Below are 13052 nucleotides of genomic sequence, written 5' to 3' on the forward strand. Positions count from 1 at the left end.
ACCTGTCCAACGCGGACCTGACCAACGCGGACCTGTCGGGCGACTGGGACCTGCCGGGCGCGGACCTGTCGGGCGCGGACCTTACCGGCGCGACCATGAACGGCGCGGACCTGAACTACGCGAAACTGAGACAGGCGAAGTTGCGCTGGACGAAACTGAAGGACGCGAACCTGGACCGCGCGGACCTGACCGAAGCGGACCTTTACACAGCGTGGCTGCATGGCGCGACGCTGCAAGTAGCGAACCTGTCCAACGCGTACCTGAAAAATACGGACCTGCACGCCGCGGACCTGTCTGGCGCGAACCTGAAAGACGCGTGGCTGGTCGACGCGTGGCTGGTCGGCGCACACTTGTTCGACGCGAACCTGGACGGCGCGAACCTGGAAGGCGCGACCTTCTGCCTGACAGAAATGCCGGACCGCAGCCTCAACAACGACGACTGCCCACCCCCAACACCCACCGCGGTTACGGAGTAGGCCTGGGTCGTGGCTAAACCACCCACACAACAAAACAAGTAGCCAACAGACCAACACCGCTTTTTTCTGACGCGCCCCAACAGATTCCCCCACACACTGGACTTTTTTACCGCCCCGGAAGTGGGTGGGTTGGACGGGTTAGCGGAGTTGTGGCGGGGTTTTGCGGGCCTTAATGGTCGGGTTGGTGGTTTTGCTGCCTGGTGGCTCCTGTCCCGGCAAATCACGTTAAACAGCGTCAAACCGCAAGCCAGGGTTTGGTGTTTGTTGCACGAAATCGTTGCACGCAGTTTTGGCGGACCCCTAGAAATGCGAAAAACCCCCGGAAACTGGGGGTTTTTACAGTGGGCGCAACAGGACTCGAACCTGTGACTTCCTGCTTGTAAGGCAGGTGCTCTAACCAACTGAGCTATGCGCCCGCAATTGAAGTATGGCAGCCCGTGGCAACGGACCGCAGACCGGTCAGTCGATCTGCTTCAGAATCTCGGCGTACTCGGCCGGATGTCGGGGGGTGCCTAGGTTAGTCATGATCGTGCCGGCGACGATGCCCTCGCGGTCGATGATGAAGCTGCCGCGATCGGCGGCCCCGATCTTCTCAACGAACACCCCGTACTGCTTCGACACTTCGCCGTGCGGCCAGAAGTCAGACAGCAGTGTGTGCTGCAAGTTGTTCTGCTTGGCGAAAGCCAGCAGCGTTTCGTAGGGGTCACAGGAGATCGCCAGGACCTCTGCATCGAGGGACGAGAAGTCGGACGCCATCTCGCTAATCCCGCACATTTCCGGCGTGCACACCCCGCTAAAGGCATACGGGTAGAAAACCAGGACGACTTTCTTGCCCCGGAAGTCAGCAAGCGACACCCGTTCTTTGAAAGACTTCGGTAGTTCGAACAGTGGGGCCTTATCGCCAACGTGCAGCGGCATAGGTGCTCCTCAGGTCAGGTGTGGATCTAACTGCGGCCGACGAAACGCGTCGCGTTCCAGTCCGTCGCCGCATCGATCGTACCTGTACTGCGCAGACCCGAAGTCGGGCCAGCCTCAGACAGGTCCTCCGGCTCTACGTGACCGTCGCGGCCCAGTTTCGGTGTCAGCACCCAGATCTGGCCGCGCTCATCGAGCAGTGTGGTGGCGTCCAGCAACGCGTCTACTAAGTCGCCGTCATCATCTCGCCACCACAGCAGCACGACGTCCACTACGTCGTCATGGTCTTCATTGACCGGATCGACTCCTGCTGCATCGGCTACCGCGGCGACCACGGTGTCATCGCAGTCCGTGTCATAGCCGAGCAGTTGTACTACGTGGTCCTTGCGAACGCCCAAAAGTCCGTCGGAACGAGTCATCACAGTCAGATGCTCCCATTCCAGCTTGCCACTACTGCGGTCCGGTCCTGTCCTCGGAATGTCACGCCCCTAGTTGAGCGGAGCGAGCGGCCCAACGCAACCGTTTTCGGACAACCGAGACACACTTTGCCGCTGCGCCCCCGTTGGGAGCCAATCAGCGCAATAGTGAGGGGAAGGAAAACCGAGGAGAGCCGAGTGGACGACAATCCCGACACCCATCTGTTGCAAGCTGGCGGACTACCCACCCAATACGTGGACACCGACCCGGAGGAATCCCGGGAGTGGCTGGAGTCCTTCGACGCTCTTGTCAATGAAGTGGGCGAGCATCGCGCCCGCGTCGTGATGCTGTCGCTGCTGCGCCGTTCCGCCGAGCGCAACATTGGTATTCCCATTTTGCGAGGAACCGACTACATCAACTCCATCCCACCGGAGAAGGAGCCGGAGTATCCCGGCGATGAGGCATTGGAGCGCCGCATCCTGGCCTTTATTCGCTGGAACGCGGCGATCATGGTTCATCGCGCACAGCGACCCGGCATCGGCGTTGGCGGTCACATCTCCACCTATGCGTCATCAGCCAGCCTGTACGAAGTGGGATTCAACCACTTCTTCCGCGGTCAAGACCATCCCGGTGGCGGTGACCAAATCTTCTTCCAAGGCCATGCCAGCCCCGGTTTCTATGCGCGCGCCTTCTTGGAGGGCCGACTCAACGAGGCTCGCCTGGACGGTTTCCGGCAAGAACTCTCCCAGCCCGGCGGCCTGCCCTCGTATCCGCACCCTCGGCTGATGCAGGATTTCTGGCAGTTCCCCACCGTGTCCATGGGCTTGGGGCCACTCCACGCTATTTACCAGGCTCGGTTCAACCGCTACCTGGAACACCGCGGCATTCGCGACACCTCGCAGCAAAGGGTGTGGGCGTTTTGCGGCGATGGTGAAATGGACGAACCGGAGTCCTTGGGGGCAATCCCGCTAGCCGCTCGGGACAACCTGGACAACTTGATTTTCGTCATCAATTGCAACCTGCAGCGCCTAGATGGACCGGTACGCGGCAACGGCAAGGTCATTCAGGAATTGGAATCAGTGTTCCGGGGCGCCGGCTGGAACGTGCTGAAGGTCATCTGGGGCCGGAACTGGGATCCACTGCTGGCAGAAGATTCCGAGGGTGCACTGGTCTCACTGATGAACCAGACTCCCGACGGCGACTTCCAGACCTTCAAGACCGAAGACGGCGGCTACGTTCGGGAGAACTTCTTCAACAAAGACCCCCGCACCGCAGCGATGGTGTCGGGCATGACTGATGAACAGATTTGGTCGCTACGCCGCGGGGGCCACGACTACAACAAGATCTATGCCGCCTACGCTGCCGCGACGGCTCACACCGGCCGACCGACGGTGATTCTGGCGAAGACCATCAAGGGCTACACCCTCGGTTCCCATTTCGAGGGGCGCAACTCCACCCACCAGATGAAGAAACTCACTGTCGATGATCTGCGCAGTTTCCGCGATCGACTGGAGATCCCAATCCCGGACAGCGATCTGGATCAGTACTTGCCGCCGTACTTCAAGCCGGCCCAGGACAGCGACTACACCGCCTACCTGCATGAACGTCGACGTGCGCTCGGTGGTTCCATCCCAACCCGTCGCAGCAGCGCGGGCACGCTGCCGACGCCACCGGACAAGGCGTTCGAAGTGGTGAAACGAGGCTCCGGGAAACAAGAGGTCGCCACCACCATGGCGTTAGTGCGGCTGTTCAAGGACCTGATGCGCACCCCCGAACTCGGATCCCGGTTCGTGCCCATCATTCCTGATGAAGCGCGCACCTTTGGGTTGGACAGCCTCTTCCCCACCGCGAAGATCTACTCGCCGCACGGCCAGACCTACACCTCGGTGGACCGGGAATTGATGCTGTCCTACAAGGAGTCCAAGGAAGGCCAAATCCTGCACGAAGGCATTAATGAGGCCGGTTCGGTGGCGTCCTTTGTCGCAGCTGGCACGTCGTACTCCACCCACGGCGAGCCGATGATCCCGTTCTACATCTTCTATTCCATGTTCGGTTTCCAACGCACCGGCGATGCCTTTTGGTTGGCGATGGATCAGATGACCCGAGGCTTCGTGATTGGGGCCACCGCTGGTCGCACCACCCTCAATGGCGAGGGCTTGCAGCATCAGGACGGTCATTCTCATCTGCTGGCGGCCACGAATCCGGTGGTGCGGGCCTACGATCCCGCCTACGCCTACGAGGTCGGCCATATCGTCCGCGACGGCCTCCACCGGATGTATGGGCCAGACCCGGAGAACATTTACTACTACCTGACCGTCTACAACGAGCCCATCGCGCAACCAGCCGAACCTGAAGGGGTGGACGTGAATGGCATCTTGCGCGGTATCCACCAGATATCAGCGATACCGCAAGCCAGAGCCCAGATATTGGCCAGCGGCATTGCAGTACCCGCCGCGTTACGCGCCCAGGAAATGCTGGCGCAACGCTGGGGCGTGACCAGCGACGTCTGGTCAGTGACCTCGTGGAACGAACTGCGCCGGGAGGCGCTGGACATTGATCGGCATAATCTGCTGCACCCCGAGCAGCAACCTCAGGTGCCGTTCATCACCCAGCAACTAGCTCATCGGCCGGGACCAGTCATCGCGGTGTCGGATTACATGCGGGCTGTCCAGGATCAGATCGCCCAATGGGTGCCGCAGGATTTCTACTCCCTGGGCACCGACGGTTGGGGCCACTCGGACACCCGCGGCGCGCTGCGACGGCACTTCCTGGTCGATGCCGAATCAATCGTGGTGCGCACTTTGGCCGCGCTGGCAAGCCGCGGCGAGTTCGATGCCAACCAGGTCGCCGCCGCCATCCAGGAGTACCAACTCACCGATCCTGCTGCGGCCGATGCCGGCAATGCGGAGGGTTCCGGCTGATCCGGACGAGCGAATTGCCACCAATCGGGAAACAATGAAGCCGTGAAAGCCACAGATCGATACCTGAGTTACCTCGACGGGGAACGCCGGGCGGGCCGAATGTACCGGGCGCTGGCGGAACTGGCCGAGGGCGACCGCCGTGAAGCGCTGTTGGAGTTAGCCGCGATCGAGGACCGGCACGCGGAGCATTGGTCACATTTGCTGGAACGCGACGGCGTGACGATCCCACTGGACGACGGCTCACTCGACCCCGACGATCAACAGTTGCTTAATCGGGCGCGCCAGTTCTCCCTCGACAGTGTGTTGCCCGATCTGGAGCAGGCCGAACGGGACGCGCAAGGCATCTACGATGACGAACCCGACGCAGCACCGGGTATGGCCGACGACGAGCGGGAACACGAGCGAGTGCTCGCGGGGATGGCACAGCAGTCCACCACAACCACCACAACCCCGGCCCGCTCGATCTCGGAAGTGCGCCGTGCAATGAACGACAGTGAGCCATGGCACCGCACCGACAAATCCGGGTCACTGCGCGCTGCGGTGTTCGGCGCTAGCGATGGGCTGGTCTCAAATACCGCGTTAGTGATGGGATTCGCTGGTTCCACCGCAGCCGGTGGCACCGAAGCAAGCACGGTGCTGTTCGCCGGTATTGCTGGCCTTCTCGCTGGTGCGTTTTCTATGGGCGCTGGTGAATACGTCTCGGTGGCGAGTCAGCGTGACGTCTTCACACGCGAGATCGCATTGGAGAAGTCCGAACTAGAGACTAAACCGCTGGAAGAACAGCGTGAACTGGAACTGATCTATCGTGCCAAGGGCCTGGACGCCGAAACTGCCCGTCGGACGGCCGAAAGCATCATGAAGGACCCTGAGGTCGCGCTGGACACCCTAGCCCGCGAGGAGTTGGGGTTGGATCCAGATGAACTCGGTTCACCGATCAAAGTCGCCATCTCTAGTTTCGTGGCGTTTTCGCTCGGTGCGATCGTGCCGGTGATCCCCTACTTATTTAGTTCAGCGATCTCCGATGCCACGGCATTGATTCTGTCGGTCACGTTGGCAGCATTGGCCTTGCTCGCCGTGGGTGGCACTGTCGGCAAACTGTCCGGCTTGGGGATGTTCCGCTCAGCGATGCGACAGCTGCTCGTGGGTGGCGGCGCCGCAGCCGTGACCTTCATCTTGGGCAATATCGTCGGCACGTCCTTGGGCTAGCTGGCGAAGGCCTGCCTGAGCCAAGGCTGGTCAGGCTACGGGTGCCGGGAGTTCTCTTGGCGGGGAGTCAACGGAGGCTAGGTCGAACCCGCTGGCGCCGCGCTAGCCGACTTGGTGCAACCAGCGAACTGAGGCACCCTCACCGGCGTAGCGGAAAGGTTCCAGTTCCTCATCCCAGTCCGCACCCAGTAGGGTCCGCAGCCGGCTCTGCAAGTCCTCGCCATCGCCCGTGTCCGCCATGGCACCGCGAATCCGGTCCTCGTTGAGCATCATGTCGCCATGGATTCCGATAGTCGCGCGGAACATACCCAGGCCTGGGGTGACTGCAAACCGTTCACCTTCTCGACCGGTGGTGGGTTCTTCGGTCACCTCGAACCGCAACGGCGCGAAGCCGACCAGGGAACTGGCTAGCGCAGCCCCCGTTCCAGCGGGAGCCTGCCAAGAAATTTCGCCGCGGACCGAGCCGGGCGCCACTGGCTGTGCAGTCCACTCCACGGAGGTCTCGATCTCTAAGACCTGCGAGATGGCCCACTCCACATGCGGGCTCAGCGCCCGAGGGCAGGAATGGATGAATACCACCCCACGCGCCGGGGCGGAATCGGCATATAGCGGCTTCAGCGCATTCGACATATCAGCCTCCTTCGGTCGAGGTTCGCCTTCCCCTGCGGCCTCACCGGGAGCACTGCTGCTTGTCTAGCGGCTAGCGGGACCTTCTTCAGATCCATGTGTATTCAGTTGATCTTGATCTTTCGATCAGTGTCAGAGTATCCCACCGCTTGAAAATGAACAGAGGAATACCCCTGGATCAGCAACTCGTTACCTGCTCGTGATCTTGCTTCACCGGGAATCGGTCATCCGATCCGGGCAAGATGCAAGTGTGACCTTTCGCGAGCAAGACGTTTTTGGATCGGGCGAAACAGTGATCCGCGCCTGGAGCGTCGGTGACGGACCCCACCAGGTCTTCATCTGCAATGACATCGGCGCCCCTGCCGACTGCTGGGCTGGACTGATGACCGCCTTAGGCGACGACTACACGCTGGTGGGATTCCACTACCGCGGTACCTCCGGTTCCAGTCGGCCGTTACATGAATCAGAGACCGGCATCGATCACCACGTCGCCGACGCTGCGGCGGTGATGAGCCACTACGAACTGGCTGCCCCCTTGACGATCGGCTGGTCCACCGGCGTACCCATCGCCTATCAGTTGGCGGCCACCCGACCGAGTCTGGTGTCCTCGCTGCTCGCTATCGCTGGGCTTCCCCGCGGTGGCGCCGGCCGCCTGGTGGAGATGCTATCTGGCACTTTCATCTCCGGCGTCGCGCAAGCCTCCCGGCTGGTGCCCAGTTCGGTGATGTCGGTGATCAACAAGGCTCCGGTGGACTCAGCGACCGCTCAGTTCATGCGGCGCAGCGGTTTGGCATCTGCAGATGTCCCCCCGGAACTCCTGACCCGAATCGTCGCGAGTTACTTGGAACAAGATCACCGGTGGTACTTGAAGCTGATTTCCGGAGCAGCGAACAGCGACCTCGACGACGCGGACCCAGTCCGTTGTCCCACCCAGTTCTTGATGGGCAGATCCGACATCCTGGTGCCCGCCCCGTTGGCCCTAGATACGGTGCGACAACTACCACAAGCAGAGTTGGAGATCGTGCCGGGAACTCACTTCCTGCCACTGGAACAACCAGCCGTGGTGGCTGCCGCAGTACGGTCGCTTGCCAACCAGCACATCGGCAACGACTAGCCGGTAATTGCGCCGAATGGGGGCCAGCACCGCATTCCTCTCCCCCCAGGCTGGCACGCACTGCACAATGAGATCTCGTGGCAGGCCGATCGGCTTCGGGTCTGGAGGATTAGTGGTTTCTCAGGTGAACGCAGACCGCGTTCTTGCCGACCTGCTCCCGAATCGGATAGCCAGATTGCTGGCCGTTCCGCTGGGAGCAGCGCTCATTGGAGCGGCAGCCCAACTGTCGATCACCACCGGTGTGGCTACCCAGCCGATCACCGGGACCACTTTTGCGGTGCTGCTCGTGGCAGCGGTCCTCGGCATGGTGCGCGGCTCGCTGGCCGTGGCGCTCTACTGCGTCGCTGGTCTAATGGGGGTGCCGTGGTTTCCCGGAGCCTCGTCGGGGATGGCCTCGTCCAGTTACGGCTACGCCATCGGCTTCGTGCTGGCGGCAGCACTTGTGGGCTGGTTGGCGCAGCGGGGTTGGTCTCGCAACCCACTCGACACCGCGATGGCATTCCTGTTGGGGGATGTGTTGATCTTTGCTATTGGCGTGGCCTGGTTCGCAGTCGCTACCGGCAACAGTTGGAACACCGCCGTTGCAGTGGGAATGTCACCGTTCTTGCTGGGGGAAGTGGTCAAGATTGGTGTGGCAACGATCGTCTTGCCGCTCACCTGGCGGCTTGCCGAGCGCACCGTCAACGACAACGCGGCAACTGAGGAGCAGGTTGATCTTCGTGTCCGACCCAGCGATGACGATTCGGGTGAACTCACCGACCAGTCACGCATCGACTTGCGCAACGACTCCCCCGCCGCCGCGGCCGGACAACCGCGACCGCCACAGGGCTAGCGGCCCACACCCAACTGCCGGGCGATCAGCATCCGCTGCACCTCAGAGGTGCCCTCACCGATCTCCAGCACTTTGCTGTCCCGCCAGAACCGGGCAACCGGGTATTCGTTCATAAACCCGTAGCCGCCAAAGATCTGCGTCGCTTCCCGGGCGTTGGTGACCGCAGCCTCGGTGGTGTAAAGCTTCGCGATGGCCGCTTGGTGTTTAAACGGCTCACCGGTCAGCAACCGGGCGCCGGCCTCGTAGTAGGACAACCGACCCAAATGGGCCCGAGTCTCCATGTCGGCGATCTTGAATGCGATCGACTGGTTGGCGCCAATCGGGCGACCGAAGGCCTCCCGCTGGTTGGCGTAGCTCACGCTTTCGTCCACACAGCCCTGGCACAGTCCCACCGCGAGCGCCGCGATGGCGATTCGACCCTCGTCCAAAATCCGCAGGAACTGCGCGTAGCCGCGTCCCAACTCCCCCAACTGGTTCGCCGCCGGTACGCGCACGTCACTCAGCACTACCTCGTGAGTGTCAGAGGCGTTCCAGCCCACCTTGGAGTACTTCGGTGCCACCGTGAGCCCGGGAGTCCCCGCAGGAACGATGAGCGCCGAGATTTCCGGTGCCCCGGTGTCGTCGGTGCCGGTGCGGGCGGTCACCGTGATCAGACCGGTGATGTCAGTACCGGAGTTGGTGATGAACACTTTGCTGCCGTTGATGACCCACGAGTCGCCGTCTCGCTGGGCGGTGGTGGCAATATCTCCGGCATCAGAACCGCTACTGGCTTCGGTCAATCCAAACGCACCCAGTTTGCGCCCGCTGGTGAGATCGGGCAACCACTGGCGTTTCTGCTCTTCGGTCCCGAACCGGTAGATGGGCATCGCCCCCAGCGATACCGCCGCCTCCAACGTGATAGCCACCGAGGAATCCACCCGCGCCAACTCTTCGATGGCGATGCAGAGTGCGAAGTAGTCGCCGCCCATCCCGCCGTACTCTTCCGAGAACGGCAGACCGAACAGCCCCATCTCACCCATCTGGGCGACGATGTCGTAGGGGAACTCTTCGCGCTCGTAGAAATCACCAATGACCGGCGCGACTACGTCTTGGGCGAACGCCGCCACTGTCTTGCGCAGATCCTCGTGCTCGGCCGACAACTTGAAATCCACCATGAGAGCCTCCTCGCGAGCCGACAGCAGCCCGATGCCGCTACCGTACCCGGTCGAACCCCCCGCGCAAGGTTGTACCGGTTGCGACACCAGTTGTTCGTGCTGCCAGCGAAGAAGGCAGCAGCACAATGCTGCGACACCAGTTGCCCGTGCTGCCAGCGAAGAAGGCGGCAGCACAATATGGTCAGACCATGCTTGTTCGCAACATAACAGTCGGAGGACTGCGCGCCTACGGGCCGCAACCGACCCAAGTTGAACTTGCCCCACTGACGTTGATCTTCGGACAGAACTCAGCCGGCAAGTCCACGTTATGCTCGGTGCTGCCCATCCTCCAGCAGACCGCGGTCAACCCGGACACCCTGGCCATGAGTGGGGACCTGGTGCAAGGCGGCACTTTCCGCAGCGCGATTCACAGTCACGACCTATCGCTGCCACTGACCCTGGGTTTTGGCTGGAACGCACATGACGGCGAACCCCGCGGAGTCACCGGCGTGTTCCGCTGGGACGAAGCTGTCGGCCGAGCGGATCGCACCGAACTGCAGATCGAGGACAATGGCCACCGTTTCACCTTGACCGGTCCGCGTCCGTGGCCCGGTCAGGACGGCAACGCTCGAGCGTTGTCGTTGGTGCCGGAGTTTTTCGACATACTGTCGCAGGTCTTTTTCCTAGGGCCGATGCGCGCTCGCCCCGAACACACCACGGTGTTGTCCGGTTCGGCGGGACACTACGTAGGTCCCGCCGGTGAACGGATGGCGGAACTACTGGCTGCCCAACCAGACCTGTTGGAACGGGTGAATGACTGGTGTGAACGACTGGGTTTGGGGTACCGGGTTAGGGTGCTGCATCCAGTGGCCGATGATGTGCTCACCACTGCGGGTGACTTCGCGATCCTGGTGTTGGAGGACACCCGTCATGGCGAGGATGTCTTGGTATCGCCGCGCAGTGTCGGCTACGGCGTCGGCCAACTCCTACCGGTCATCACGCAGTGCATTTTGGCCGCCCAGGGACTAGTGATCGTGGAGCAGCCCGAGGTACATCTGCACCCGCGACTGCAGGCTGCGGTCGGTGATCTGTTCATTGACACCGTGGCCGAAGGTCGCGGGCAAATGTTGATCGAGACCCACAGTGAGCACTTGATTTTACGGTTACTGCGACGGGTGCGCGAGGGCGTGTTGAAACCAGATCAGATCACCGTGTTGTACGCCGATGTCCACGAGGACGGCGGGACCTTCCTGCGTGAACTCGAAGTGGATCGCTCCGGTGATCTGGTGGATGGCTGGCCTGGTGGCTTCTTCGAAGAACGCCTCGCAGAGGTGCTACCGAATTTGGGAGACCGCGTTGGCTAGCAAGGAGCGGCGGCGATCTGTCTTCCAAGTGGGCATCGGACCCAGCGCCATCGCCGATCACGGTACTGATCCGGCGCTGCAACGAGCCATTCACGAAGACCTGCTGGAAGACCTGATGATTCACGGCCAACTGGTCTTCAGTTCGAAAGAACACCTGGATTCCTTCGTCGCAGCTGTGCGCGATTTGCCGCCATCACTGGCCAAAGCGTGGGAAACAGTATTGGCGTCGCGGCGCATCAGCGTCGGAATCGCCAACCCTGCCCACGAACCCACGCTGGATGAACTGCTCGATCCGGCCGCGCTCGACGAGAACTACTCCAACACCGTGCAACTAGTGCTGGTGGAATCCACCCAGGCGGAACTGTTGGGGGTGCCGCGAGAGGAATTTTCCGCGCAATCCCCCGGCGGTCTGGTGGAAGTGGGGCGGATCACCACCGCGAGTCGCACCGCCACCGTCATGGCGGCCCGACAGATCATGGCGGCCCCGTTACGACCGGGTACCAGCCGGGAAGAAGAGTGGAAAGAGCGACTACAGCCGTTGGTCGCCTCGACTCGGCCCGTGGTGATCTATGACAAGTACGCCGGGGTACAGGCCGCCCGCCACTACATCTACGACCGGCCCCAAGGAGACGGACTGACCTGGCTACTGCGCCACATCAGCACCATCACAGACCAAAAGGTCCGCATCATTACCGCAGTGCCATTCAAATCCGCACCGCGAGAACCCATGGACGCCGAAACCGTGCAACGTGGTCTGGTCCTGCTAAAAAAGTCGCTGAAGAACCAACTCAAACTGGATCTGGTGCTGGTGCCGGAACGAACCAGAACCGGCGACCACATCGAACGATTCGGCCATGATCGTCACATTCGATTCGGCCGGCGGGCAGCACTCACCTTCGGCATGGGCGTGCAGTCCTTCAGCCACAAACAGTTCCCCGAAACCATCACTGTCGGGAATCTGCCGATCGCTGACGCTCAGGTGCGCGAGGAACGCATGTACCGAGCGGCGATGCGGCCACCTCCCGGCGGCTGGTGGGCTGATCCGCAACCGGAACCGGACTAACCCGTCGGACCCCGCCGCAACCACTCGGTCCACACCATCGGCTCCCGCGGCACCAGCTCAGGAGCAAACCGCTGCAGCAGTTGTTCGCTCGTCACCGACTCCCCTGACGCGACCAAACCCAGCGACCGACCCAGCACGCTCACCAGCTGTGCCATCGTCCAACCGTCCGCAGTCAGTTGCCGCACCGTCACCGGCTCGTCGCGTTTGGCCAACCGGCGACCCTCAGCGTCCACGACCAGCGGCACATGGCCATAGTCCGGGGTAGGTAACGCCAAGAGTTGCTGCAGCATGATCTGCCGCGGCGTCGAATCCAACAGATCGTCTCCCCGGATGACCTGATCCACCTGCTGGGCAGCGTCGTCCACAATAACCGCCAGGTTGTACGCCGGAACTCCGTCAGCTCGGGCGAGCACGACGTCATCCACCGATCCGCTGTAGTCACCGGCAAACAGGTCGGCGAACTGCCGGTCAACCCCATCAGCACGCAAGCGCAGTGCCGGACTGCGTCCCTCTTCTTGCTTAAGCTGCCGATCCGCCTCATCCAGATCTCGGCAGGTTCCCGGGTAGGCGCCCGGCGGGCCATGCGGGGCTTGCACTGCAGCGGCGATCTGCTCCCGGATCTCTCGTCGAGTGCAATAGCAGGGGTACACCAGACCTTGACTCGCTAGTTGGTCGATGGCGGCCCGATACCGATCAAACCGCTCATTTTGTCGCACCACCTCGCCATCCCAGTCCAACCCCAGCGAAGCCAGATCAGCCAACTGGCCGCGTTCATGCTCGGGCGCGGACTGCACCCGGTCGAGGTCTTCCATCCGCACCAGAAACTTGCGACCCGACCCGCGTGCTGCCAGCCACGCCACCAACGCGGTGCGCAGGTTACCGACATGCAACTCCCCCGTGGGCGAGGGAGCAAAGCGACCGAACACAGTGCCATTCTGCCCGGCCTGCGTGTGATGCAAAAGAATTTCCGCAGCCGAGAAACTC

12 protein-coding genes and 1 tRNA gene are annotated in these 13052 nt (G+C 61.9%); 7 read left to right on the forward strand and 6 right to left on the reverse strand.

Annotated features, from left to right (window positions below):
- Window positions 1-476, forward strand: a 476-nt coding sequence (locus K0U62_11245) for a pentapeptide repeat-containing protein (GenBank protein ID MCH9802088.1), incomplete at its 5' end; no start/stop codon positions are given.
- A 342-nt stretch (window positions 477-818) separates the two neighbouring features.
- Here K0U62_11245 and K0U62_11250 read toward each other — a convergent pair.
- From K0U62_11250 to K0U62_11260, 3 genes are all read right to left on the reverse strand, one after another.
- Window positions 819-892: transfer RNA gene (locus tag K0U62_11250), tRNA-Val, on the reverse strand.
- Between the two features lie 43 nt (window positions 893-935).
- Window positions 936-1394: a peroxiredoxin gene (locus tag K0U62_11255; GenBank protein ID MCH9802089.1), complete on the reverse strand. Its 459-nt coding sequence runs from the start codon at window positions 1392-1394 to the stop codon at window positions 936-938.
- A 26-nt stretch (window positions 1395-1420) separates the two neighbouring features.
- Window positions 1421-1810 (reverse strand): DUF3052 domain-containing protein, encoded by a 390-nt coding sequence (locus K0U62_11260; GenBank protein ID MCH9802090.1) that lies wholly within the window; start codon window positions 1808-1810, stop codon window positions 1421-1423.
- A gap of 9 nt (window positions 1811-1819) precedes the next feature.
- On the opposite strand from K0U62_11260, the gene aceE reads away from it, so the two are divergent.
- Both aceE and K0U62_11270 read left to right on the forward strand, forming a co-directional pair.
- On the forward strand, window positions 1820-4729 hold the full coding sequence (aceE, locus tag K0U62_11265) for a pyruvate dehydrogenase (acetyl-transferring), homodimeric type (protein ID MCH9802091.1): 2910 nt from the start codon (window positions 1820-1822) through the stop codon (window positions 4727-4729).
- Window positions 4730-4828: 99 nt separating this feature from the next.
- Window positions 4829-5935, forward strand: a complete 1107-nt coding sequence (locus K0U62_11270) for a VIT1/CCC1 transporter family protein (protein ID MCH9802092.1) — start codon at window positions 4829-4831, stop codon at window positions 5933-5935.
- 102 nt (window positions 5936-6037) lie between these two features.
- On the opposite strand, the gene K0U62_11275 is transcribed toward K0U62_11270, so the two are convergent.
- Window positions 6038-6565: a DUF3145 domain-containing protein gene (locus K0U62_11275; GenBank protein ID MCH9802093.1), complete on the reverse strand. Its 528-nt coding sequence runs from the start codon at window positions 6563-6565 to the stop codon at window positions 6038-6040.
- A gap of 247 nt (window positions 6566-6812) precedes the next feature.
- On the opposite strand from K0U62_11275, the gene K0U62_11280 reads away from it, so the two are divergent.
- Both K0U62_11280 and K0U62_11285 read left to right on the forward strand, forming a co-directional pair.
- Complete coding sequence (locus K0U62_11280) at window positions 6813-7676, forward strand: alpha/beta hydrolase (GenBank protein ID MCH9802094.1); 864 nt, start codon at window positions 6813-6815, stop codon at window positions 7674-7676.
- A 67-nt stretch (window positions 7677-7743) separates the two neighbouring features.
- A complete protein-coding gene (locus K0U62_11285; GenBank protein MCH9802095.1) occupies window positions 7744-8508 on the forward strand; it encodes a biotin transporter BioY in 765 nt (254 codons plus the stop codon).
- On the opposite strand, the gene K0U62_11290 is transcribed toward K0U62_11285, so the two are convergent.
- On the reverse strand, window positions 8505-9662 hold the full coding sequence (locus K0U62_11290) for an acyl-CoA dehydrogenase family protein (protein ID MCH9802096.1): 1158 nt from the start codon (window positions 9660-9662) through the stop codon (window positions 8505-8507). The genes K0U62_11285 and K0U62_11290 overlap by 4 nt on opposite strands.
- Before the next feature lie 125 nt (window positions 9663-9787).
- Here K0U62_11290 and K0U62_11295 point away from each other — a divergent pair, with 125 nt between their 5' ends.
- Both K0U62_11295 and K0U62_11300 read left to right on the forward strand, forming a co-directional pair.
- Window positions 9788-11005 (forward strand): AAA family ATPase, encoded by a 1218-nt coding sequence (locus K0U62_11295; GenBank protein ID MCH9802097.1) that lies wholly within the window; start codon window positions 9788-9790, stop codon window positions 11003-11005.
- Window positions 10998-12068, forward strand: coding sequence for a hypothetical protein (locus K0U62_11300; protein MCH9802098.1), 1071 nt, complete (start codon window positions 10998-11000; stop codon window positions 12066-12068). Before K0U62_11295 ends, K0U62_11300 begins: the two co-directional genes overlap by 8 nt.
- On the opposite strand, the gene gluQRS is transcribed toward K0U62_11300, so the two are convergent.
- Window positions 12065-12994: a tRNA glutamyl-Q(34) synthetase GluQRS gene (gene gluQRS / locus K0U62_11305; protein MCH9802099.1), complete on the reverse strand. Its 930-nt coding sequence runs from the start codon at window positions 12992-12994 to the stop codon at window positions 12065-12067. The two genes, K0U62_11300 and gluQRS, sit on opposite strands and share 4 nt — an antisense overlap.
- Window positions 12995-13052: the final 58 nt, after the last annotated feature.

Source organism: Actinomycetes bacterium (genome assembly GCA_022599915.1).
GTDB lineage: Bacteria > Actinomycetota > Actinomycetes > S36-B12.